Origin of the sequence: Chryseobacterium oncorhynchi, assembly GCF_002899895.1 — a bacterium.
Taxonomy (GTDB): Bacteria; Bacteroidota; Bacteroidia; order Flavobacteriales; family Weeksellaceae; genus Chryseobacterium; species Chryseobacterium oncorhynchi.
This window is the reverse complement of record NZ_PPEI02000004.1, coordinates 16,116-41,351: the sequence shown is the minus strand read 5'-3', so window position 1 is coordinate 41,351 and position 25,236 is coordinate 16,116. Positions and strand designations below refer to the sequence as shown.

Below are 25,236 nucleotides of genomic sequence, written 5' to 3'. Positions count from 1 at the left end.
AAATCGCTGCTGATATATTTCATACAGGCTTTTTTCTAAAGAGGAAATTTAATATTCTATCTTTGTTTTTAATTAATCTAAATAAGAATAACATGAAGAGAATTTACTTTCTATTGTCTATGTTTCCTGTAGGCTTGGCAGCGCAAAGCTTTAGTGAGATACAGACCGGGATGAATAATTTTTATTTTTCAGCTTCTGATATTGCTGATATCGACAATAATGGCACCTTGGATATTGTAGTTACTGGAGCAATAGATTCCGATGGAGACGGGCAGCCTGATGCTACTTATAATGAAGTTTATCAGAATAATGGGACAACATTCCAGCCTTATACAGATCTTGGCGGAGATGTGACGCATTTGGGAGATGTAAAATTCATTGACTTTGATAATGACGGGTTGATGGATATGATTTCCACTGGGCTTAGCTATATGGATATTGTGAACTATAAACATTATCGGTTTAAAAATACAGGAGTAGGTTTTGTAAGACAGGAAGAACTTGCCGGGAAAATTTATGGCTCCATGGAAATTTTTGATTTTAACCATGACGGAAAGCAAGATTATGCAATCAACGGAACTCAATTTGCCCATGGTAGTGGGGAGTTTAATAATACATTAGATTTTTACCGAAATACAGGATCTGGTTTTGAAATGACTGAAAATTGGGTTAATGGAACTCAAAACGGGAGTTTTAAGGTAGTGGATTTAAACAATGATCATCTTTTGGATCTCATTGTTATTGGATCTGATATCAACGGAGATCCTGTATCCAAGGTATATATAAATCAGGGAGGAACATTGGTTGATTCGCAATCTCTTGATTCTTTGACATCCGGTAAACTTGAGATTGCAGATTTTAATGCGGATGGTTTTCAGGATGTTGTAGTTGCTGGTAAGGATGCTAATGATGATCCTTATTTTGCAGTTTTAATGAATGATGGAACAGGTACATTGGTTACCCAACAGATCAGCCCTGCTGAAATTGAAGACGCGTCATTAAGCGTAGGAGACCTGAATAATGATGGATATTATGATTTTATCATTTCTGGTAATATAAACTACAATGCTGTTGTAAAGACTTATTTATACAATGCATCCAGTCAGACATTTACTGAAGGAACAACAAACGGTATATATAACTTGGGTGGCCCGGGAATGGTGCAATTGTTTGATTTTAATAATGATAACCACTTAGATGTTGTATTAGGTGGATTTGATTGGTCGGATTCAGAATTGCCATCGCTAACGAAAGTTTTTAAAAATAATTCCACAGCTATGAATGCAAAACCAACAGCTCCTACCCATCTTAATTTGACAAGAAGCGGAAACAGGTTTAATTTTACGTGGAGTGGTGCAACTGATGATAAGACTCCTGTTAATGCCTTACGTTATGAAATTAAGGTAGGATCAACTCAGGGAGCGCAGGATATTGCTAAATATATTGTAACAACCCCTTCTTGGTTTCTGGATTTAGATCCGTCTGTTCAAAATGTATACTGGAGCGTAAGAACCATTGATGCTTCAAAGGCATATTCAGATGTTTCTACAGTAGGTACACTGGGAACTAAAGAAAATAATATCAATAAAGAAAAACAACTTGTAATCTATCCAAACCCTACCTCTGATAAGATTTATATTAAAGGAGAAAAAGTTTCAGAAGCTGAAGTTTATTCAATGGAGGGACGAAAGCTGAATGTTATTTTAAATGGGGACCAATCTATTAATGTTTCTCATTTACCAAAAGGAGTATATCTATTAAAACTGAAAATAAAAAACGAAATAACCACGAAAAAACTTACAATTAAATAACTGAATCATTCTATCATGAGAAAAGCCAGACGTCCAGCTGGCTTTTCTTTTTTTTATAGGGTGAATCTTTTGATATTTAAATGAAAAAAATCTGCGTTATCTGCAAAGTCTGCAAGAATTTATGTTTCTATTGCAGGTCTTGCGGATAACGCAGATTCTTGTATTGTAAGTTTTAAAGCAAGTGTAATTAATATTTAAATCCTATGCTTTCTTCATTTTAGCCTGAAACCATTTAATCAGAAAATAAAACAAAAGAAATCCTAAGGCAAATATTGAAAATCTTGAAAGAAGATCTCCTGCCCTCGAATAGAACGTCATGGTATCATAAAGGTTTACCTTAGCAAACAGAGTGGTTTGGTCACCATAGAATGTATCAGCCACTATTTCACCTTTTGCATTGATATGCGCTGAAATTCCGCTGTTCGCAGCACGAGCAATTTCTCTTCGGGTTTCGATGGCTCTCAATTTAGCATAAGATAAAAGCTGCTTGTGTCCTTCGGTGACTCCCCACCATGAGTCATTGGTCATAATTCCTAAAAAGTTGGCCCCCTTTTTTACATAGTCAGTTACAAATTCACCGTAAATGCTTTCATAGCAGATAATAGGAGCAATTTTCCCTTTGTTGTAAGGATTGGCAAAAGCAACTCTTTCTTTATCTGTTCCCAAAGAAGCTACAGTTCCACCAAGATTGAGCATTGCATCGCCCAGAATAGGTTTAAGAACACTCATATAAGGAAAAATTTCAACCCCCGGAACAAGCTTACCTTTGTGGTATACCTGTACTTTTTGCTGAGGAGCAAGCTGAATAGATGTATTGTAGCTCGCCACCCATACCCCTGGATTTATTTGATAAGCCTCATTAGGTATTTTGGCAGGATCAAAATAAAAACGATGTGAAGAAATCCCTGTTGCAAAAACAGATCCCGGATGTTTTGTTAAAAAGTCTTTGATATTATTTAAAAGTAAACTCTTTTCAAAAGCAGTTTCAGAAATAGAACCTCTGCCCGGAAGCGCTGTTTCCGGAGCTATATAGTAATCAATTTTTGTGGTCGAGTTTTTTTCCGCAAGATTAAGAAGATCCTGTTCAATTGTTAAACTGTCCTTAGAGTATTTTTCAGCATAAGGATCAAGATCAGGCTGCAGCATCAGGACATTGACCTGTCCGGATGGCTTTTCGTTAAAGTTATTGTACTTAATGATTGAAATAATCATCGGAATAGCAATTAAGCCTGCTACAATGGATGTATTTCTAATTAAATCCTTTGTTTTTCTTCCTGCTTCCCATGTTCTTATAGTATAGAAAATTAAGACATTGATGAGAAGAATCCAGAAGCTTCCGCCGGTTGCTCCTAAGGTGTCATACCATTGAATTAGTTTTGGATAATCTGAAAATACATTGCCTAAGTTCAGCCAAGGCCAGGTAAGTTCCCATCCTAGGTGGAATTTTTCAAAACTCATCCAGATGGCAATAAAGAATCCAAGTCCCCAATATGTTCCCTGTGCATTCTTGTACCAATGATAACACTGGAAAACCAAGGAGTATAAAAGAGAATTAACAAGAACCGGAAATACCACAGCCATCATAGAGTGGCTTCCATCCGGGTTTTTAGAACCGTATAACCATCCTGTGGTCACAACATTCCAGATGATAAAGCAAAGATAGGACAGTCCGAAGATCATCCAGCCTTTTCTTTTATAGTCTGAGAATTTTGAAATTCCATGTTCCATCATCAAAAGAGGAACAAGAGCAAAAAATATAAAAAACGGAACTCCATAAGTTGGCCATGAGACCGACAGCAGCATTGCTGAAATAAGGGTAAGTAGAACGTATTTCATTGAGATAAAATATAATGCAAAAGTAAGACTTGTAAAAAGAAACTCAAAGTTAAAAGAGACTATTAAAAAATTAATTTTTTAAAGCCATATCTTTAACTCCCCAATCCTGAATGGTCATAAGTATAGGCATAAAGGTTTTACCATATTCCGTAAGCTTATATTCTACTCTGGGAGGGATTTCGGCATAGATTGTTCTTTCAATAATATGATCTTCTTCCATTTCTCTGAGTTGGTTCACAAGCATTTGCTTACTGATCATAGGGATTGCTTTTTGAAGCATGCTGAAACGGTTGACATTCATACTTATCCCATACATAATTACGGTTTTCCATTTACCACCTACTTTATTGTAAAAATGAGTCACTGGACAATTGTTAGGATTGAAATCTTTATTTTTTCTTTTATTTTCCATTGGTCTAAAAAAGTTTACTATAGATAATAATCAAGACTAGTATTAATAATTAATACAAAGATAATACCTTCGTATCTATAAAAAATTACAAAGTATGAACAATAAAGAATTAGTGTTAAATGCAATTACAGCTGTTTTTATTGATAGAGATATTACAGCATTTGATAAATATTTTGGAGATCATTACATTCAGCATAATCCCGGAATCCCTAACGGCACTGAGGTGTTGAAGCAATTTGTACCCACTTTGCCGGAAGATTTTGGATACGAGCCTGGAGTTATTACTGAAAATGGAAATATTGTAATGATCCACGGACGATATAAAAACTGGCAAGGGAAAAATATGATTGCTGTAGATATTTTTAGGATAGATAAAGGAAAAATAGCGGAACACTGGGATGTAATGCAGGAGGAGGTGACAGTAGAGAATTCAGCTAATGGAAATGCAATGTTTCCTATATCATTAGATTAAGAAAAATAACAGCAGTATGATTGAAGAAACAAGAAAAAAAGCATTGGGAGAATGGGAAAGTATTTCAATAGAAATAAGGCCAAGTTCATTAAAAAATGAAGATGGAAGTCTGAAGCCCTTTTATTTGAAAAGATCATTTTCATTTCTTCCTGAAGATCAATTTAAACTGGAAATTATTAATTATGCTGATGCTTATGGAGAAATACCTTTGGCTAAAATTATTCTTAAGGGGCATGTGGAATGGCAGGGAGATCATCCCATTGCAAAAGGCGCACAAAAAGTAGATTTTATAGCTGATCATGCTTATGAAGTAATTCCTTTAATTCAAAATTTTACAGATGTTTTAAATGCTTCAGCAAAAGAGAATTTTGAAATCTGGGAGACAGGGAAAACTCAAAACATATTAAGAAAAAGGTTTTTACCATTTGGTTTGAGCGAGGGGCAAATTTTTAAGGAGTACGACTTAATATATATTTTCAATGATATGATGTTCTGGGGAGCAAGAAACATTGATGGTAGAGGTTTTGATACAGAATTAAACCGACCTACAAACCTACAAATCCCGATGAAAAGGAAGTCATAATATAATTTAAAAAGAGAGCTAATACTGCTCTCTTTCTTTTGTATACAAATTTTTAAAATCTGTACTAAAGGATATTGATAATGTTTTTGAAATGAATATATTAGCATCGCATGTTAAAGAAAATTTATAAAATCATTATTATTCCTTATTCGCTGTTTTTACTCTACCTGATGTTTCTGGGAATGGGCAGGTTTCAGTATGATGATAACCTGATCACAGTGGAGCCCGTGTTTTCTACCATCAAGTTTATCCAAGGGGCAATGTCCTGGAAAGATATTGTAGTGATTGTTGTCGGAAATATTGTAATGTTTATTCCTTTTGGTTTTCTGGGATGGAGCTTTCCCGAGTTAAGGAAACTGAAAACATTGATTTTCACTTTTGTTTCAGCCATTGTGATTGTGGAAGCACTCCAATACTTTACAAGAATGGGAATATTTGAGGTAGACGATATTATCCTGAATACTTTTGGAGTGTATTTAGGCTGGCGGCTTTGTCGGTTTATTGAAAAAAGATTTAGTTATTTAGTTCTTTAGCCCGCTTTTCAGCATTTAAAATTCCTTGTTTTAAAATTCCTTTAAAATTGTTTTCTTCAAATGTCTTTAGGGCTGCTTCCGTAGTTCCACCCTTGGAGGCAACATCCTTAATAAGTTCTTCAAGGTTTTTTTCAGAGTTATTGATTAAATGATAAGCGCCCAGCATGGTTTGCTTTACAAAAAGTTTGGAAAGGTTTTCTTCAATTCCCATTTCCACTCCTGCTTTGATCATGGCATCAATAATATAATAAAAGTAGGCCGGCCCACTTCCTGAAAGTGCGGTAACACCATCCAAAAGGTCTTCATTCTCCAGATAAACAGATCTTCCCGTACTATTCAATAGTCTTTCGATATTGATAAGCTGGCTGAATGAGATGCCGTCTGCAGCGGTATAACCTGTAATTCCCATTCCTAAAAGAGTAGGAGAGTTGGGCATCGCTCTTACCACCAATGGATGGTTCAATGACTTTTGAATTTTCTCAATATTAATTCCGGCCATGATGGACAGAACCATCTGGTTTTCTTTTAAGGTAAATTGAATATTCTGAGCAACAGTTTGGAAATCCTGTGGCTTTACAGCAATAATGATAAGGTCTGCATCCAGATCTTTCACCTCATCAAAAGTAGAAATTTTTGACTTGGGAAACTCTTCCGCTATTTTGGAAATTTTTGATGAACTTCGAATGATAAGATGAAGATTTTCGGGCTTAATCAGTTCATACTTCAGAAATGATTTTGAAAAGGATAACCCCATATTTCCGGCTCCTAAAATAGCTATTTTCATATTGTGCGTTATTTTTTAACGAAAATAATGTTTTTTATTGTGACAGAAAAGGCTGTTCAGGATAAAGCCTGAAGTTATCGTCCTATTATTCAACAAAAAAGTCCGGTATTATACCAGACTTTATTTTTTTTTGATTTAAACCATTTCTTATTCCACGGGGAATTCCGGTCTTCTCATTTTATACTTTGTTCCCGAAAGAGCTTCAAGGAAAGAAACCAGGGCTTTTCGTTCTTCTTTTGTCAGCTTTAAAGGCTTCAATAAAGGATCAGTCACAGGATAAAGCGGGTCTTTTTGCTTCGCTTCAGGAGACGGATCTATCATATGCATTCCACTGTTGTACATATTCACAACGCCTTCAAGTTCATTGAAGAGCCCGTTGTGCATCCATGGCTGGGTAAGCATCAGATCTCTTAGTTGAGGAGTTTTGAACTTGCCTACGTCTTCAGCATTCTTGGTAATATTATACAATCCAAGATCCTCGTATTTTCTTTTATAATAGGTTAACCCGATATTATGAAAAGATTCGTCTGTAAGGTACTGGCCGCTGTGGCAGTTCATACATCTTGCCTTGGTTCGGAAAATATGCATCCCATAGATCTCTTCGTCAGATAGCGCGGTATATTTTCCTTCTAAAAACTTATCAAAACGGCTTGGCTGGCTTTTGATGGTTTTCTGGAAGTCTGCAATGGCTCTTACAATTCTCTCATAGGTTACCTTTTCATCCCCATAGGCATTTTTGAAAAGTGGCTTATATCCTTTTAGTGCCTGGATTTTTGCAGGTAATGTTTTTACATCCATGGCCATTTCATGATGAGCACCCAAAGGACCTGCTGCCTGCTCTTCAAGGGTTTTTGCTCTTCCATCCCAGAAAAACAACTGCCTTTCCGCAATATTATAAAGCGATATTGTATTTCTGTTTCCTTGGAGGTGATCGTTTCCTAAGGCTACATGTCTTCGGTCTGACCATCCCATTTCAGGATCATGACATGAGCTGCATGAGATCTGGTTGGATTGGGATAATTTTGGATCAAAAAATAGCGTTTTCCCAAGGATAACATTGGGCTTGTCCTGCTCTGCAAAAAATGCGGAGTCAGATTTAATGGATGAGAACTCATTCCATTTTACACCATAGTCAATAGTTGGTTTTGGCCATTCGGATATTGCTTTCTTATAACTTTTAACAATGTCTTCAATGGTAGGATCCTGAAAATTCAGAAGGTCCTCATTTACCTTAGGAGTAAAGCTTAGTAAAATCATTACAGCTCCGCCTAATCCCCAATAGATTATTTTTTTCATGTCTAAAACGTTATCCCGATACTAGCACCTACAAAATTATTATTTTTTTTCTGAATTTTCTGGGATTGATACTGTGCGCCTACAAAGAAAGCAGGAAGTTTTTGCAGTTTAAAGTCATATCTTACTGAGGCTCCCAAATTGGTCATATCACTTGCCTGATACATATAATCCTGAAGAATCCATTCGTTTACAGCTGCATTTCCTGTAGTAGTTAATGCATTGAAATTTTTGCCAACCATTCTTTGCGAGAAATAAGGCTGTACTGTCAATACCTGATTTTCTTTAATCTGCTGCTTATAATCTATATTAATTCCGAAATAGCTATACGTAAATTTTTGCCCTGCAGTAGGATAAAGTCTTCTTTCTTTGATTTCTTCATATGCAAAAAACGGAGTTGCTGTAATAGAGAAGTTTTCCTGATTATATTGGTAAAACCCTTTTACTACAGTGATGTAATCTTCCTTACGATATGATTTTCTTTTATAAATTTGTTGTAAGCTTGCTGTATTCAGTGAGTACCCATACTCATAGCCTGTTTTTACAGAAGACATAAAATTGGCTAGAAGTCCGATTCGATTTTTTTCGTTGATGCTGAAGAATTTTGCTCCTTCCACTTCAATGGTTTTATTTTCCAAATCGGAAAGATCATAAAATAAGTTGGAAGATGGGCTGTTCACATAACTTTTAATGTTGTTGGATTTTCCCCAAGCTGCCTGAAGATAAAAATCTTTACCCTGTTTATTGGCGATCTGCAACCCTCCTTTATAGGCGAATTCTTCAAAAGAAACATTGGGATTGGCACTTCCGTTGAACAAGTAATTTGAAAATCCAAAACCTGACATCTGGTACGTAAAAGGTCTACCCAATAAACTCTGGAATGTAATGGAACTATTTTGGGTGTACTTGCTGAATTCACCAAATACTCCTACTTCATATTCTCTGAAAAAATTATAGTTCAAACCAGCTTTTATACGCAGATCAGAAGTAGTACTTTTTAGTCGTGGATCCTTGGCACGGAATCCCATTTGCGCAAGATAGCTTACTTGCCCTGCAATAGTCCATCGGTTAAATTTCTGTAAATATCCTCCGGCAAACTGATAACGTTCGAGGTTTAACTTTCCTCCGGCAGAATCTGCAGTGATGTAAGGTGCTACACGGTCATAATCTAATGATTCGTTCCATTGGAGCAGTCCTGTTTTAAGGTTCTGATAGCTTGCATTTCCCCAAACATAACGGTTAGGTTTTAATTTTTGAAATGATTTTGCTTCCACGGTTAATCCTTTATCTCCGTTTCCAAGTTGCTGACGATAAATTTTCTTATCATTGTTATGATAGCCAACACTGAACTCCGAAAATGAAGAAGGACTATAACCCGACATAGAAGCCGGGTTATTGAAAAAATTATCTTTAAAATTTCTTTCTGTATCGTATTGATTGTTGATCGTCTTAAAAAGACTGATACTGTCCTGTGCTTTCACGGAGAGAAAACACATACTGACCAATAACAGGAAGAAAGATGTTTTTGTATTAAGCATAATGTATTGAAAGTGTAAATCGATATTTTAATGAACAATACCGTCTTTTAAACTAGCTTCGGAATCCTTAACGAAGTCATTCGAAGAATTGTTGGTGTCCATGTAAAGATTTTTATTCCCCATCATCTTTCCTGTAATCTTACGTCTTACAGATTTTCCGAAACGGGTAGGGTCACTGTCTACTGATCCTGCAGAAGTCCATCCTGCATCAATGCTAGGAGATGTTAATGTGTGGAAAAACTTAGTAGGGACACTATTATTAACTCCATCTATGATCCATGTATTCGGAATTGAATAAACATTTCTTTTGGTAACGGTTCCGGCAGAATTAATGTAGCTAAAATCGTATTTATGGTTTTGAAGGAATGTGTCTTTTGATTCTCCAGCCGGGAAACGTGCTATAACGTAGCTTTCAAACCCTCTGTTGTGCATGATAAACATATTCTTTGCTGTAGTAAAGGCAACATCTACATTAGGTACAGCCGGATTGTCAACCTGTCCCAGAGCCGGAGCTGTTGATGGGAATTCAAAGTCTGCATTATGAAGATCAAAAGCGGTACTTGTCTGCGCTTTGTGGTTAATTGCATTATCTGCTACAACGATGAAGTCACCTGGTTGCACAGGGTATTTTTTTACGGTAGGATCTACTTCGTTTGTAGGTAAAATCAAGACTCCTTTTACCGGAAAATATTGGTTTACATCATAAGGAGTAGGGTTATCATCTTCAGTCGTCATAAATTGAGACTGGCCAATGATCAGGTTATCTGCATATAAAACTTTGTCCGTATTATTTACGATTTTAAAATAACGGCTAGAATTATAGTTTTTACCATCCGGAGTTTTAACCCCTGTAAAGAATACTTCTTCAATGATAAAATCTTCATGGAATGTTTTAAAATATAAAGGAACCGTAATATTGGTCGCCATTGTGGTAATATCAGCAACTGCGGTACCAGCGGCATCAGTAGTTGTCAACTGAGTGGTAACTACTTTACCATTCACAATAATTTTATAAGAACCATAAGGAACTTCAATGGAGGTTGCAGTTACTTTTTGAGTTTTTTTGGTGATAATCGCTCCGGTATTCACTTCTCGAAGTTCAATATCCAGATTTTCGTAAGAATTAATATTCTCGCCGGTAAAAGATAAAGTTAAGACACCAATTTGTGCGGCCTGTACTCCGAATTCATCATCTGTACATGAGGTTACTGTAAATGCAGCTCCCATCATGGCTACAAAGCTTAATAGTAAAACTGTTTTTTTCATGCTATTTCCTTTTAGTATATTTTAAAAATTGTAGTTTAATTCCATTCCGAAGTAAGGGGTATTCATCCTTTTTCTGTACACCGTTACATTGTTGAATGTGTAAGGCGCACTATAATTGAAAAGTCTGTTAACAAATAATGAAGTACGCAATGCCTTATAAATGCTTTTTGTGATCTTTATATTTCCTGTGATTGTAAAAGTGGTAAGCCTGTCCAGGTTATCAGAAACGGAAACATTTCTTACCAGCCATTGCTTATAGGTATCTGTTTTGTCGGCTTCTGTGTAAGGATGTATTACACCATCCATTCCATAATAAGAAATAGGCTCGGCAATTCTTCTGTCATTTCTCGAGTGATCATATAAACTACCCTGAAATGATGTTGAAACAATCAGATCCAGGCTTGGGATATAAGTATCTACAAGAAAGTTGTAATTTAAATTTGAATTAATGTATCCATTATCGCTTTTGTAGATCCCATAATAAGGGAAGATCTCTGAACCAATAGTTGCCGTGGGTTTAGAAATAATAGGTGCAGAATTCCTATATTGTGACTTGAACCATGCTCCTGTGAAGGTAAATCTTGTATTGATAGCCTTGATTCTAGGAGAAGTATAACCAAATTCGATACCTTGTTTTAAAGTCTCACTTCCATTTTCTGTAGTAGAATAGACTCCAAAAATATTTTTTACTTCGTAAGGGACATTCGTTAAGTTTGGTCCGTTAGGAGTCCATTGAGTTATATCTACCTTTGTAGCATCATATTGCTTATAATTATGCACGGCTGTCTGATCCATAGTACGGAAGCCATTGTTCATATTTTCTTTGAAATAAGTCATAAAGAACTCATGATTTCTGTAGGAAAGATCCAAACGGATTTCCTTTTTTATACTTTTTGCTGCCTGAAGATCCTTATTTTCTCTTTGCTGTACATACGTCATGAAGTTCACATATCTATATTGTGCATCATTATGGTAGTAATTCAGCTGCGTATAATCCCAGTATTCATTATTTGGGTAAAGCATCAATAGAGTAGGCTGCTTGTAGAAAAGACCATATCCTAATGTTACATCCGTTTTTAAAGGATAATTATTGATCATGATATGAGGCAGGCTGTATTGGAAATTCAATCTAGGTTCTGTGAATACCTTTTTACTGATGGCGTAAGAATTATCTATCCCCAGATTTTTAGAAAATCTTAAACCTGCATATAATGTGAATTTATGCTGGTCGATAGCATAACTCATTTGATCTCCTACAAAAGCAGCGAACAAACTGGAAGCAGGAATGGCATTGTAAGCTCTAGGTCTTGTAATACCTGTACTAGCAGATGGCGGAGTTTTCATGTCATATTGAAGTCCTCTTCCATTGTTTTTAGAGTACCTCCAGTCGAGACCCGCTTCATACTGATGCGTAATTCCCATTGTTTTTTTTGTACCGGTTGCTTGTAGGAAAGTAGTAATATCCAATGGCTTTCCTTCTGTAGAAAATTCAGCAACATAACGAAGATCCGGAAAGTATCCTACATTTTCTCCCTGTTCAGTTGCCAGTGAAAAAGAGCGGGGACCTGATAATTGTATCAATTTCACTTGTTCAATCTTTTCAAATCCCTGGCGGATGGCGGTATTTAAAACCAGTTTATTAAAAAATGAGTTTTTATCAAGTTGGTAGATGAAGTTATTCGTGAAGCTGATTCTTTTATTGTTGGATGTATACTTATCAATAGACGGGTATCCATTGTCTGGGTCATATTTTTTATTGTCAATATTCGTAGAGAAATCAATGTTTGATCTCCATTCCAATGGTCTTGACCACAGGGTAGAAATCTTTTTTGAACGGATAGAAGCCGTAATACGCTGGTAGTTTTCAAAATCATCAGTAGGATTTGATTTTGAATCCAGGAAATCTGCACTGGCACTCAATTGCCATTTATCAGTTAATTTAAAACCTTTACTTACGTAATATTGCTTACTGAATCCATCCGCCTTGAATCTTGCCTGTAAAGGAGAAGCCTTTATCTTTCTTTCAATCTTAATTAATCCGGAAGTTAAGTCTCCATAGGCTGCAGACGGAATACCACGAATGATCTCTACCTTTTCAATATCATTGGTGGAAATAGTTCGCATATCAACTCCTGAAGATGAGGTTTCCCTGTATTTCGGAGCTTCTAAAAACTGTCTTTCGTCCAACGAAACCTGCATGTCTGCATTAGAATTGATGATATTGTCATCAATCATAAACTGTATACCCAGTGATGAGGTGTTATATTGATTACCTGTATATATTCCTGTATTTTCTCGAAGGGTAGCTTTGTTCACTGAGTTTAATATCGGTACCTTGGAAAGCCCCCCGGGAAGTAGCTCCATTAAGTCGGTAAAACTTGAGGGCTGTAGATGTTGCATGGCTTGTCTGTCAATAACAGACTTGGTTGTTAAGCCTTTACTTTCCTTAGAAAATACAACAATTTCCTCCAGTTTATTGATCGGCTGAAGCTTGATCGTGATATTTTGTGGAGAAGAATGACTGATGCTCAGTTCCTTTTCCTGATAACTAGGATGAAGAACTTTTAAAAGATATTTACCATTAGATATGGAAATACCGGTATTTCCATTCTTATCAGTAGTTAAAGAGGTCTGATTGATAGTAACAGAAGCACCTCCTAATTCTTTATTGTTTTCGTCAAAAACGGTGATGTTCAATTGTGATTTTTCATCCTGAGCATATATACGCTGTATACTGAAAATGAAAAAGAAAACAAGAAATAAAGATCTAGTCATTTTTATTTATTCTAAATAAGCAGACGGCAAAATTATAAAATATAATAATGCAGACCAATAGTTATTTAGAATAAATTAAAATAATAGACAAATGTCAGGAAAATAATCCTGAGAATGTTATATAATATAATGCGGAATTTATATAATATTCACTTCTCGCTCAAGCTCTATCCCGAATTTTTCCTTTACAGAATTGATGATTTCAGTAGAGAAATCAAAGATCTCTTTTCCGGTTGCAATTCCGGTTGCGTTGATGATAACTAATGACTGAAGCTTGTGTGAGGCTACATTTCCAATCTGCTTACCTTTCCATCCACATTGTTCAATGAGCCATCCTGCAGGAACCTTTACTTTATCTCCATTAGGATACCCTTGAATGTTTTCAAACTTTTGTTGAAGAGCTTCAAATTGTGCCAAAGGAATAGTGGGGTTCTTAAAAAAGCTTCCGGCATTTCCAATCTCCTTAGGATTCGGTAATTTACTTTGTCTGATGCTGATCACGGCCTTAGAAACATCCTGAATCGTAGGTTGTTCAATTCCCATGTTTTTCAGTTCAGCAGTAATAGCTCCGTATTCTGTCTTGATATGGTGATCTTTTTGGGTAAGCTTAAAGGTAACTTCCAGAATGATATATCTGCCTTTCCCTTCCTGTTTGAAAATAGAATCTCTGTAACCAAATCTGCATTCTTCAAGGTTGAAAGTCTTCAGTTCAAGGTTTTCCAGATCCAGTACTTTACAGCTTACAAATACATCCTTGATTTCCGTTCCATAGGCACCGATATTCTGCATTGGAGAAGTTCCTACATTTCCCGGAATTAAAGAAAGATTTTCCAGTCCGCCATAATTCTTTCCAAGACAATCTAGAACAAATTCATGCCAGTTTTCACCTGCTTTTGCTGTTACAAGAACTTCATTTTCATTAAATTTTTCTTCAGAAATACCTTTTAAATTAAGCTTAATGGCAAGTCCGTCAAAGTCCTTTGTAAGCAGAATATTACTACCACCTCCCAACAATAAAAGAGGAAGAGCTTGTGCCTTTGAAAAACTCAGGGCATCTTTTAATTCTTCAATGCTGTTAATTTCAATGAAATATTTTGACTTGGCATCAACGCCAAATGTGTTGTAAGGCTTTAATGAAAAATTTTCTTGCATGTTTTACTTGTATTCTTGTGGGAGAATTAGGTCTAATTGTTCTTTAAACTGTTGGAGTTGTTTATAATGCTCAGTATCTGCAAAAGAATTGACATAGATATGAATCTTTTTAGAAGTCCGTATCTGAAAAGTTTCATCAATTCCATCTACCGACTGTTGGCTTGGAGAACTTTTTATATTATCAAGATCCTTAACGTTGATTGAGGATCTAAGTCGCTTCCATGTATCAATGTTGATGGGCGAAGACCATTCTTGATGAGTTTTATTGGCTGTAGCACCTTTTTCTGCAAAGACAGAATCTTTTGTGACTTTGATGATCCTGTATTCACCCATTGTTCCTCCAATATGAGATAATCTGATAGAAGTTATTTCATTGGTATTTTTAGAAGCAACAGATGACTTCTGTTTGTCACAGGAAAAAAATGCCGACAGCAAAAGAATCGAAAAGAGTATTTTCAAATGGATATTTCTTGTTGTCGGCATGATATAATTTTATAGGCTAAATTCTTCTCTGTACTTCTTTAAGGCTTCCTTAAGAATTTCAGCACTTTTCTTTAAATCCTCTTCTTTTAAAACGTAGGCAATTCTTACCTGTTTTTTTCCTAGTTCAGGGTTGCTGTAGAATCCACCTGCAGGAGCTACCATAATGGTTTCGTTGTTATAAGAGTATTTCTCCAATAACCATTGTGCAAATTTTTCAGTATCATCTACCGGAAGTTCTGCAACACAGTAGAATGCTCCTCTTGGTTTAGGGCAGATTACTCCCGGAATAGCATTTAGAAGGTCTACTAAAATGTTTCTTCTGTGGGTATATTCTTCTCTTACCGCTCTGATGTAAGCACCGTCATTCTGGTGTGCCGCTGTTGCTGCAATCTGTCCCAATAGAACAGGGCTTAATCTTGCTTGTGCAAAAAGTATCGCCGCATTACGAATTTTTTGAGAACGGGTAACCATACATCCGATTCTTACTCCACACATAGAATAACGCTTGGATTCTGAATCAATAATAATACAGTTTTCACTCAATTCCGGGAAATCAAGCATTGAAATCTGCTGTTTTCCGTCATATACATATTCTCTGTATACTTCGTCTGAAATGATGACGATATCATATTTTAAAGCAATTTCAGCAAGCTTTTGTAGCTCTTCACGTGTATATAGGTATCCTGTAGGGTTTCCTGGGTTACAGATGATGATTGCTCTTGTTTTTTCTGTAATTTTTTTCTCAAATTCCTCAACCGGAGGTAAAGCAAAACCAGTATCAATGGTAGATGGAACAGCCACTACATTCACATTAAATGTGCTGGTGAAACCGTTGTAGTTTGCATAATAAGGTTCAGGGATGATCACCTCATCTCCATTATCGCATAAAGTTGAAATAGCAAAGTTTAGGGCTTCAGAACCACCATTGGTAACAATAAAGTTATCCGGAGTAAGATCTGAAAAACCTAATGAATGATAATATTCAGTAAGGGCTTTTCTGTACTCAATATTACCCTCAGAAAGTGCATATTCCAATACTTTTAAATCGATGTTTTTTAAAGCATTTAAAGCTGTTTCCGGAGTTTCAATATCAGGCTGTCCGATATTAAGGTGATATACTTTTATTCCTTTCTGTTTTGCTTGTAATGCAAAGGGAACCAGTTTTCTTACCGGTGATGCCGGCATATGCAGTGCTCTGTTTGAAATATTTGGCATTGTTCAAAAAATTTGTATGACAAAAATAGGATTTAATTTCTCAATAATAAAATTCAAAGTAAGAAGATAAGGGCCCATTATTCCTCTAAATCCTTTTTCATAATAAATAACTCAAATTATTCTAATACTGATATTAGATAGATTTAAATAAATTATTAAATATTTGTTAAAAATATAATCTTTATATTAATATTTTTCTTAATTTTCCACTCAAATGTGAATAAAATGACAATAAATTTATTTTTTAAAGCTTTTCCGGCTATTGCTCTTCTCTCTGCATCTGCTATGATGGGGCAAAATTTTCAAACAATGCCTGTTAGTTCAGGGTATACCGCTGATGTTATTGCTAATGGAATAGGTTCTTCTTTGATTTCTACTACAACCGATGTAGATGGAGTTTCCTATAATTTTGTAGCAAGGGATTTTCAGCTGACTTCAACAAGCACACCTATCACTTATGGTATTCCTACTAATGGGACTATTAATTCGGTAGTGGCTTCAACACCGGGTTTAAGTTTCCAGCTTGGAGATTTGTCCAGTAATAATTCCTTAAGAATCAATACGAATACTGCAGGAAGTAACTCCGGAACACTTGTATTTAGTAATCCGGTGGCCGCTTTTAAATTATACATGCTTTCTACCAGTGGAAGTGGAAGTTCTACAGTTACCATAACGGTTAACTTTACAGATAGTACTACTCAGGTTTTTACAGGGCAAAGTATTTCAGACTGGTATAGCGGAAGTAATTTTGCCATTCAGGGAATTGGAAGAATTCTAAGGACCTCAAATTCGTTGGAACCTAATTCTACCAATCCAAGATTATATCAAAATGTTTTAACTATTGATGCTGCTAATCAGGCAAAACCCATTCAAAGCGTTACTGTAACAAAAACAAACAGTACAGGTGTAGTGAATGTCTTTGCTTTTTCAGCAGATGCCTATACAGACTGTCTTGCGCCAACAACAGAAGCTGCGTCGGCAGTAACTTCAAATTCTGCTCAGATTTCATGGACGGTTCCAGCAAGTAATCAGGCCGTCAGTCATGATATTTATTATAGTACAAGTTCTACAACCCCTACAGCGAGTACGGTTCCAATTCATTCAGCTGTTACCGGAACATCTTATACCTTGGGAAGCTTGTCGCCAAGTACAAACTACTATTATTGGGTAAGAACAAATTGTAGTGGTGCAGCAAGTAAAAGTGCTTGGTCATTCTCAAAATCATTTACAACATTGTGTGGAGCAGTAGTTCCATCATATACCAATAATTTTACAAGTTATCCCGGGAATTGCTGGTCTAATTCACTTTCTGGCGGAACTCCGGATACCGGGCCTACAGGTACTACTCCTTATTGGAATCAGCGTAGTTTCTTAAACGGACCATCTAACGGATCTGCAAGTATGAATTTATATGGTACTTCAAAAACAGGATGGCTTAAGACACTGCCTTTTAATCTTTCAGCAGGAGGATATAAAGTGAAGTTTGATTATGGAGTAACTGAATATAGCGGAACAGCTTCTTCAGCAATGGATAGCGATGATGTAGTTCACTTCTTAGCTTCTAATGATGGCGGAAGTACGTGGACAATATTGCAAACATGGAATGCTAATAATAGCCCATCTAATACCTCAACTGAGTATACTTTTAGTTTGGCAAATTTTACAAATGCCAATACGGTATTTGCCTTTTATGGAGATACCGGACCGGTAGATGATGATCTTGATTATAATTTTTATGTTGATAATTTCACAGTTGAAAAAGAGCAGTTAGGCACTTCTGAAGTAAGCAGCCAGACCAAAAAAGCAGCAGTTCATCCAAATCCGTTTAAAGATATTCTGTATATCTCAGACACGAGGGAAGTGAAATCTGCGAGCGTTGCAGATGTATCGGGAAGAATTGTAAAAACGGTTGAGGGAGCTGTAAAAGAATTAGATCTTAGCAGACTGAACTCTGGGTTGTATTTTGTTACGCTTTACTTTAAGGACGGATCTAAGTCCACCGTAAAAGCAATTAAAAAATAATTTTTTTAACGTAAATAAAGTTAGGCGGCAGTACATTTTTGTGCTGCCGCCTTTTTATATCAAATGATTTTTTTATTAACTTCAAAGCTTAAAACTAACTGAAAATGCAAATCTCATCCCAATCGATAGAAGACTATATTTCAAAGATCCCGGAAGAAAGACAGGAGGTCTTTAAAAAGCTTTTTGATACCATCAATTCCAATCTGCCAAAGGGTTTTGAAGATACCTCCAATTACGGAATGATTGACTGGGTAGTCCCTATGGAAACGTATCCTGCAGGTTATCATTGTACTGCCAATACTCCTTTGCCGTTTATCAATCTGGCTTCACAAAAGAATTTTATAGCACTTTATCATATGGGATTGTATTCCAAGCCGGAGCTTCTTGACTGGTTTGTTGCAGAATATCCTAAACATTCAAAGAAAAAACTGGATATGGGTAAATCCTGTGTCCGTTTCAAGAAACCGGAAGATATCCCTTTTGAATTAATTGCTGAGCTGAGCCAGAAAATGACGGTAGAGGAATGGATTGCTATTTACGAGTCACAGTACAAGAAGTAGTTTTAATTTGTTTTTAAATTGAACCGCAGATTAGGTTAAACCACAAAAGTTTTCTTTAAAAATACTTTAGTTCACATAAGATGAGAATCATAGATTTTCATAGAAACTTAAGTGTTCTTTTCAACCGTATCTATAATAACTTATTCTTACTTAAGTGTTAAAAAAGTTTTTGTGACTTTTGTGGTTAAAAACAATCAACTTCTTCTTAGAAATCAATATCCCAGATTCCTGCCTTACGCTCAAGATCAATTAAAGCAGCTGCATTTTCTGCCAGAAGCTGGAAATAATTTTGACGAAGTTCATTATAGGTTCTCTGTGCATTGAGGACTTCCAAAATGGAGCTTTCACCACGTTGATAGCTGTAGGTAATTCCTTTCAGAATATTTTCTGCTTCTTTCAGCATGCCATTGTCAAACTGTTGTAACTGTTTTTGAGCAGAACTATATTGTTGATAAGCCTGAGTAACCTCCATTCGGATGTTATTTTCAATCTGTCTGTATTCTGTTTCAGCTTGTGAATAACTCATTTCTGCAATTTTCAGATCAGCATTTCTTCGATTGGAAAATTTCAGAGGAACACTGATTCCCAATTTTACAGTGTTTACAGCAGGCGAGGGAGCAATTTCATTATTGGCAACCGTGTTGTGGCCCGCACCGGCACTTAGTCCAAGATCTATGATACGATTGGCTTTTTCAAGTTTAATACGACTTGCAGCAGTATTGATGTTCTGCTTGGATGCCAAAAGATCAGACCTTTCGTTAACAGCCTGTGTGATGAGGTCATTCAGATTATAGTTTCTGTTGAAAGAGTTTAAATCTCCGGTTACATCCTTTTCTGTACTGTCGCTGCCAATAAAATCAGAAAGCGCAGTAACGGATTGCTGCTGGGTTCCCTCCAGATGGTATACCTCATTCAATAAAGAAGAAGCTTCAAGTTTGCTTTGCTGAGAAGTTACTTTGGAAATATCACCCAATTTGTACCGGATACTGTCAGATTTTGCCAGTTTCAACATACTTTGATAAGATTCTTTCTGAACATTCAGTAAGGCTTTGGATTTTAAAGCTTCAATATATCCCAAAGTGGCATCAGCAAGCAGGTTTCTTAGATAGTCCTGCAGCTGCAACTTGGAGTATTCTGCCTCATTTTTTGCCGTTTCAATTCTTGCTTTTCTTTTTCCTCCCAGTTCAAGAGTCCAGCTGATGGCTCCTTCTATGGTATGTCCCATATCTTTGGAAACCCCGTTGTTTGAGGTTTCCATTTCTATTTGTGGATCAGGAAAAATGCCTGCTGTGAGAATAGATGCTTCTGCCATGCCGACATTATATTTCTGTGCGGCAAGGCCTAGGTTTTTATCTTTAACATAAGCCAGATATTCATTGAAGTAAAGAGGCTCTTTTACTGTCTGTGCATTGATGAAAATACCTGTAACGGTACAGCACAATATGATTAAAAAATTAAATTTCATGGGATGTTACATTTTGTTTGTCAAAACGAAGTTCAGCTAAATAATAAATGGCAGGAAGTACAAACAGGGTAAGAAATGTGGAGAACATAAGTCCATACACAATTACTGTTGCCAGCGGTCTTTGTACATCGGAACCAATTCCTGTTGCCAGTGAAGCAGGTAATAATCCAATGATAGCCACTGAGGCAGTCATTAATACCGGTCTGAAACGATCCTTAGCTCCCTGAATGACTGATGTTCTGAGATTAATTCCATTTTTTCTGAGGGTATTGATATGAGAAACCATAATCACTCCATTTTGGATGGCTACCCCGAATAAAGCAATGAAACCTACTGCAGAAGAAACATTCAAGGACATTCCTCTGATATTCAGGGCAAGCATTCCCCCAAATAAAGCGAGTGGAATGATACTCATCAATATAAGTGCTTGTCTGAAAGTTCCAAATGCACCATAAAGCAACAGGAACATAAGAGCCAATGCCAGAGGTACAATAACGGCCAGTCTTGAATAGGCTCTGTTTTTATTTTCAAACTGTCCACCCCATTTGATCTGGTATTTTTCATGATCGTAGCGAATGTTATTTTCAATGCTTTTCTGAGCTTCGTTGAGGAATGAAGTAAGATCTCTTCCGCGTAGGTTCAGCTTTACGGTAAGGTGTCTCTTATTCATTTCCCGTGTTATGGTACTTTCTCCGGTACTTAATGTTACACTTGCAATTTGCGAAAGCGGAATTTTAGCTCCGGATGAAGAGGCTAGCATCAGGTTTCCTATTTTTTCTGGAGTATTACGGCTGTTTTCCACATATCGGCAGGAAATATCATATACTTTGTTTCCAATAAAAATTTGTGAAACGGCTTTTCCACCAAGAGCGGTCTCGATGAGGTCGGTTACGTCGGAAACATTCAGACCATATTGAGCAATCTTATTTCTGTCGGCGACGATCTGTAATTGAGGAAGTGGAGGCTCCTGATCAATGGCAAGGTCAGCTGATCCTGGAATTTTCTTTAAAAGTGAAAGTACATTGTCTGCAACCTGTCTTGTTCCTGCGAAATCATCACCATATATTTTGACCACCAATTCGCTATGTGCTCCAGAGATTTTATCCATTACACCATCAATCATCGGCTGTGAAAACCCTACGGTAAAGCCGGGCATTCCTTTGTAATCTTCTGCCAGCTCTTTAATCAGATCGGCTTTTGTTTTTCCTGACGGCCATTCTTTGTAAGGTTTTATTCCTACCGATACTTCAAAGTGAGAAGCAGTCCATGGATCCGTTCCATCATCGTTTCGTCCCGCTTGTACCATAATGTAAGTGACTTCTGAGTGCTTCATTGTTCTGAGACGAAGCGAATCACTCATTTCCTGAGCCTTTTTCAATGAAATGCCCGGAGGAAGTTGTACCTGCAGCCAGATGGAACCTTCATCAAGCTCTGGTAAGAAGTCTTTACCTACATTGTATGAAAGTATGCCGGCACCTACCAGTACAATTCCGGCAGGGATGAATATGTTTTTGGGAGCAGCCATTATTTTATCTATTCCTCTTCCGTAGGCATTACTTATTTTTTCAAGCCATTTATTGTGATAAATTTTTCTGGGTTTTTTATAGATCATAAAAGCCAGCCCGGGAATCAAAAGTAAAGCAACAGCCAATGCTCCCAGTAATGCATATCCTACCGTAAAGGCCATTGGGGTAAAGAGTTTTTTTTCTACTCTTTCAAAGGCAAATAGAGGTAAATAAGCTGTAATGATAATAATGCCTGAAAAGAAAATAGGTTTTGCAATCTCAGTGGCTTTCTGGATGATTGTTTTTTCTTCCAGCTCTTCATCGGGATGATCTTCTCTTTTCTTCAAAATAGCTTCCAGCATTACAATAGAACCATCTACAATAATTCCGAAATCTATGGCTCCCAATGACAGGAGGTTGGCAGGAATATTGGTGAAATGCATTAAGATGAATGCAATAAGAAGTGAAAAAGGAATAGTAATCGCGGTAAGAAGTGCTCCTCGCCAGCTTCCAAGGAATATGATCAATATAATAATCACCAGTACAATTCCTTCCGTTAAGGTATGGGAAACTGTATTAAGGGTTGTTTTTACCAGATCAGTTCTATCCAGATAAGTATGGATTTTCACCCCTGCCGGAAGAATATTTTTGTTGAGTTCCTCTACTGCTTCATGTACTCCTGTTAAAACCTGTGACGGATTTTGACCTTTTAGCAAAAGAACGATCCCGCCTACGCTTTCATTGTAATTTCGGTTACGGTCTGTAAAGCCCAGAATTCCCTTACGTTCAAGGTTTCCGTATTTCAATGTTCCGATGTCGTTCAGGAAAACAGGAACTCCTTTTTCTGTTTTGACAACGGTTTTTCCCAGATCATCAAGGTTTTTGATTAATCCGATTCCACGAACTACATACGCAAGGTCTCCGCGGGGAAGCATGCTTCCACCTGCACTGGCATTGTTTTTACTGATGGTTTCAATAACTTCAGCTAAAGAAAGACCATATTGTTCCAGCTTATTGGGATCAAGCTCTATCTGAAACTGCGTGGTAATTCCCCCAAAATTAGTGACATCAGCAATCCCGGAAACCTGTTTTATTCTGGGAATAATAACGAAGTTCTGCAGATCTGTAAGTTCTCTTAAGCTATGGTTATCACTTTCAATAACGTAGCGGTAAATTTCTCCTACGGGAGAGGTTAAAGGATCCAGCCCCGGCTGTGCGCCATAGGGTAGGGAAACATCAGCCAGTCTTTCCTGAATACGTTGTCTTGCCCAATAATCATCAATGCCATCATCAAATACGATGGTAATCATGGAAAGGCCAAACGTACTCTTGCTTCTCATCACATGCATTCCGGGAATCCCATTGAGAGCTCTTTCCAAAGGAATCGTAATCTGCTGTTCTACTTCTTCGGCAGCCAGGCCTTGTACCTGGGTTACAACCTGTGAAGTGGTATCGGCAATATCAGGATAGGCTTCAACGGAAAGTTTAGTCCAGGAATAATATCCAAAAACTCCTAATAATATGAATAGGGCCAGTATTAGCCATTTTTTCTGTATGGAAATTGTTAATAACTTTTTCATATGCTAACTTTAATGGGAAACTTCAGCTTCCGCATTCGACATTTATTTTACATCCAGCAAATAGATTCCGCCAGTAGTCATGATTTCATCTCCGGATTTAAGTCCTGAGGTAATCTTTACTGTTTTTTCAGAGGCTTCTGCGGTAGTGACATTTCTTTTCATGAATTGATTTCTCCCTGTTTTAATCCATACATATTGGTTGTCGTCTTTCTGCATCAATGCAGAGTTTGGGATAATAATTGTGTTTTCAGAATCGGTAGAATACGTAATGGTGGCAAACATGCCCGGTTTCAATGTTCTATCGGGATTTTCACACTGTATTAATACCTTAATGCTTCGTGTTGCTTCATCTACCCAGTCATTGATGTGATAAACCTTTCCGGTGATGGCTCTGTCCGGATAAGTATTAACTTTTACAGATACCTGATCTCCATTTTTGATAAATCGAAGGTCTTTCTCCTTAACTTCTCCGGAAATCCAGACTTTTGAGAGTTCAGCAACAATCATTACAGGTTCGGCATCTTCACGAAGGTATTGTCCGGTAACAATTTTGTTAGAAATAACTTCTCCTGCGATGGGTGCTCTTACGATTAGCCCTCCGGAACCTTTGCTCTGGCTGTTGTAGATCTTTAGTGCTGTAGAAGCATTGGTTAAAGAGATCTTTTTGTTTTTAAATTCGGTTTCTGACTCCTCCAATTCTTTCTGTATTCCCACCCCGTGTTTTACAAGGTCCTGCTGGCGTTTGTACTTCTTTTCAGCAAGGCCGGCTTCATTCAAAGCATCAGAATATTCTTTCTGTACATCCAGATAACCCGAAGAAAGAACCTCAAAAAGGGGGCTTCCTGCACTTACCTTTTGGCCGATATTAACAAAAGCTCTTGTAATTCTTCCGGAAAATGGACTTGCTATTTCGGCGTAGTTATTGGGAATGGTTTCTATAGTTCCTACAGAGGTAATATCATGGTTGTATTCCTGATCGCTAACGGTGATGGTTTTTATTTTTTTTAAAACAGGACTGCTTTCCGGAATAATGACCTGATCCTTTTTGAGGGTAATTTCCTCTTCCTTGTTTTGCTGAGGGGCATTGTCTTTGCAGGAAATTGCAAAGAGGGTAATAATGCTTAAGATTATTCTTTTCATGATCTTAATAAAATTGGGTACTGTTGCTGATTTTTGCTTTTGTATCGTTCTTTTTCTTTTTAATGACGATATTTTTACTTCGTGCTTCCTTTTGGGTAGACAAAGTGGGTCGTAGAAATATATTTGTGGAAACAATGAAGAGAACTGTGATAAGTGCTTCCTTGGGATAGCCTAATGCACATAATGCTCCTATTGCAGCGGAACACCATAAAGTAGCGGCAGTATTTAATCCTCTTACGGTAAGGCCATCTTTCATGATAACACCACCACCAAGGAAACCAATGCCACTGACAATATAAGAGGTAATTCTTCCGGCTGCATCGCCACCAATTCTGATGGCAATTAATACGAATGCTGCAGAGCCTATACAAACCAGAGTATTGGTACGCAGGCCCGCATTTTTTCTGCGCCACTGTCTTTCGAAACCTATACCGGCTCCTAAGCAGAATGCAGTCAATAAACGAAGGGTAAATTCAAATGTATTCATAACTTTTCCTGTTTTTATAAAGCTTTTAGGCTGTACGGGAAAAGTGAGTACAACTAAAGCTTTTAAGATTGATAATTACTGTAAGGATCTGAGTCCATATGCTTTATTTTTTACTGTGCAAAAGTAGAAATGAAGTTGCTTTTTTACAGTTAGAAAGGCTTTAGAATGCTATTAGAATTTTATTAGAGAAAGTATGGATAGTACTTTTTTAGATGAAATATATAATTGATCGTATCATTTGATACTATGCAAAGGTTTATTAATGGTTACAGATTTAGAATTAAAGTACTAATCTGTAACCATTGTTTAAGATAATAATTCAAT

20 protein-coding genes are annotated in these 25,236 nt (G+C 36.8%); 6 read left to right on the top strand and 14 right to left on the bottom strand.

The features are described 5' to 3' along the window. The first annotated feature begins 92 nt into the window (after positions 1–92). Positions 93–1,811, top strand: coding sequence for a T9SS type A sorting domain-containing protein (locus C1638_RS13750; RefSeq protein WP_228428158.1), 1,719 nt, complete (start codon positions 93–95; stop codon positions 1,809–1,811). Between the two features lie 201 nt (positions 1,812–2,012). On the opposite strand, the gene lnt is transcribed toward C1638_RS13750, so the two are convergent. Then, positions 2,013–3,647 carry an apolipoprotein N-acyltransferase gene (lnt, locus tag C1638_RS13745; RefSeq protein WP_109621861.1) on the bottom strand — a complete coding sequence of 545 codons (1,635 nt, stop codon included), beginning with the start codon at positions 3,645–3,647 and terminating at the stop codon, positions 2,013–2,015. 70 nt (positions 3,648–3,717) lie between these two features. After that, positions 3,718–4,059 (bottom strand): winged helix-turn-helix transcriptional regulator, encoded by a 342-nt coding sequence (locus tag C1638_RS13740; RefSeq protein WP_109621859.1) that lies wholly within the window; start codon positions 4,057–4,059, stop codon positions 3,718–3,720. Between the two features lie 94 nt (positions 4,060–4,153). Between C1638_RS13740 and C1638_RS13735 the strand changes: the two genes are divergently transcribed. The 3 genes from C1638_RS13735 to C1638_RS13725 all read left to right on the top strand — a co-directional run bounded on the left by C1638_RS13735 (position 4,154) and on the right by C1638_RS13725 (position 5,647). Beyond that, the gene (locus C1638_RS13735; RefSeq protein ID WP_109621857.1) at positions 4,154–4,531 is read left to right on the top strand and encodes a nuclear transport factor 2 family protein; all 378 of its coding nucleotides are present in this window, start codon (positions 4,154–4,156) and stop codon (positions 4,529–4,531) included. A gap of 16 nt (positions 4,532–4,547) precedes the next feature. Next, positions 4,548–5,114, top strand: a complete 567-nt coding sequence (locus C1638_RS13730; protein WP_109621855.1) for a hypothetical protein — start codon at positions 4,548–4,550, stop codon at positions 5,112–5,114. Positions 5,115–5,224: 110 nt separating this feature from the next. After that, complete coding sequence (locus C1638_RS13725; RefSeq protein WP_109621853.1) at positions 5,225–5,647, top strand: VanZ family protein; 423 nt, start codon at positions 5,225–5,227, stop codon at positions 5,645–5,647. Here the strand turns inward: C1638_RS13725 and proC are convergent. The 8 genes from proC to C1638_RS13685 form a co-directional block, all read right to left on the bottom strand. Next, on the bottom strand, positions 5,628–6,431 hold the full coding sequence (gene proC, locus C1638_RS13720; RefSeq protein WP_109621851.1) for a pyrroline-5-carboxylate reductase: 804 nt from the start codon (positions 6,429–6,431) through the stop codon (positions 5,628–5,630). The two genes, C1638_RS13725 and proC, sit on opposite strands and share 20 nt — an antisense overlap. 147 nt (positions 6,432–6,578) lie before the next feature. Further along, positions 6,579–7,727: a cytochrome-c peroxidase gene (locus C1638_RS13715; protein WP_109621849.1), complete on the bottom strand. Its 1,149-nt coding sequence runs from the start codon at positions 7,725–7,727 to the stop codon at positions 6,579–6,581. 2 nt (positions 7,728–7,729) lie between these two features. After that, the gene (locus C1638_RS13710) at positions 7,730–9,262 is read right to left on the bottom strand and encodes a DUF6850 family outer membrane beta-barrel protein (RefSeq protein WP_109621847.1); all 1,533 of its coding nucleotides are present in this window, start codon (positions 9,260–9,262) and stop codon (positions 7,730–7,732) included. Positions 9,263–9,289: 27 nt separating this feature from the next. Then, positions 9,290–10,528, bottom strand: coding sequence for a DUF4876 domain-containing protein (locus C1638_RS13705; protein WP_109621845.1), 1,239 nt, complete (start codon positions 10,526–10,528; stop codon positions 9,290–9,292). A 21-nt stretch (positions 10,529–10,549) separates the two neighbouring features. After that, positions 10,550–13,303: a TonB-dependent receptor gene (locus tag C1638_RS13700; RefSeq protein ID WP_109621843.1), complete on the bottom strand. Its 2,754-nt coding sequence runs from the start codon at positions 13,301–13,303 to the stop codon at positions 10,550–10,552. A gap of 138 nt (positions 13,304–13,441) precedes the next feature. Continuing rightward, positions 13,442–14,455: a UDP-N-acetylmuramate dehydrogenase gene (gene murB, locus C1638_RS13695; RefSeq protein ID WP_109621841.1), complete on the bottom strand. Its 1,014-nt coding sequence runs from the start codon at positions 14,453–14,455 to the stop codon at positions 13,442–13,444. A gap of 3 nt (positions 14,456–14,458) precedes the next feature. Beyond that, the gene (locus tag C1638_RS13690; RefSeq protein ID WP_109621839.1) at positions 14,459–14,938 is read right to left on the bottom strand and encodes a hypothetical protein; all 480 of its coding nucleotides are present in this window, start codon (positions 14,936–14,938) and stop codon (positions 14,459–14,461) included. Positions 14,939–14,947: 9 nt separating this feature from the next. Next, complete coding sequence (locus C1638_RS13685; RefSeq protein ID WP_109621837.1) at positions 14,948–16,153, bottom strand: pyridoxal phosphate-dependent aminotransferase; 1,206 nt, start codon at positions 16,151–16,153, stop codon at positions 14,948–14,950. A gap of 225 nt (positions 16,154–16,378) precedes the next feature. Between C1638_RS13685 and C1638_RS13680 the strand changes: the two genes are divergently transcribed. Both C1638_RS13680 and C1638_RS13675 read left to right on the top strand, forming a co-directional pair. Continuing rightward, positions 16,379–18,175 (top strand): T9SS type A sorting domain-containing protein, encoded by a 1,797-nt coding sequence (locus C1638_RS13680; RefSeq protein ID WP_109621835.1) that lies wholly within the window; start codon positions 16,379–16,381, stop codon positions 18,173–18,175. A gap of 104 nt (positions 18,176–18,279) precedes the next feature. Then, entirely contained in the window at positions 18,280–18,735 is a 456-nt protein-coding gene (locus C1638_RS13675; RefSeq protein ID WP_109621833.1) for a DUF1801 domain-containing protein, read from the top strand. A 205-nt stretch (positions 18,736–18,940) separates the two neighbouring features. On the opposite strand, the gene C1638_RS13670 is transcribed toward C1638_RS13675, so the two are convergent. From C1638_RS13670 to C1638_RS13655, 4 genes are read right to left on the bottom strand one after another with little or no spacing between them, the layout of a single operon-like run. Beyond that, on the bottom strand, positions 18,941–20,200 hold the full coding sequence (locus C1638_RS13670; protein ID WP_109621831.1) for a TolC family protein: 1,260 nt from the start codon (positions 20,198–20,200) through the stop codon (positions 18,941–18,943). Beyond that, a complete protein-coding gene (locus C1638_RS13665) occupies positions 20,190–23,285 on the bottom strand; it encodes an efflux RND transporter permease subunit (protein ID WP_109621829.1) in 3,096 nt (1,031 codons plus the stop codon). The genes C1638_RS13670 and C1638_RS13665 overlap by 11 nt, the downstream gene beginning before the upstream one ends. 42 nt (positions 23,286–23,327) lie before the next feature. Then, the gene (locus C1638_RS13660) at positions 23,328–24,425 is read right to left on the bottom strand and encodes an efflux RND transporter periplasmic adaptor subunit (RefSeq protein ID WP_109621827.1); all 1,098 of its coding nucleotides are present in this window, start codon (positions 24,423–24,425) and stop codon (positions 23,328–23,330) included. A gap of 4 nt (positions 24,426–24,429) precedes the next feature. After that, positions 24,430–24,912, bottom strand: a complete 483-nt coding sequence (locus C1638_RS13655) for an MgtC/SapB family protein (RefSeq protein WP_109621825.1) — start codon at positions 24,910–24,912, stop codon at positions 24,430–24,432. Between the last annotated feature and the right edge of the window lie 324 nt (positions 24,913–25,236).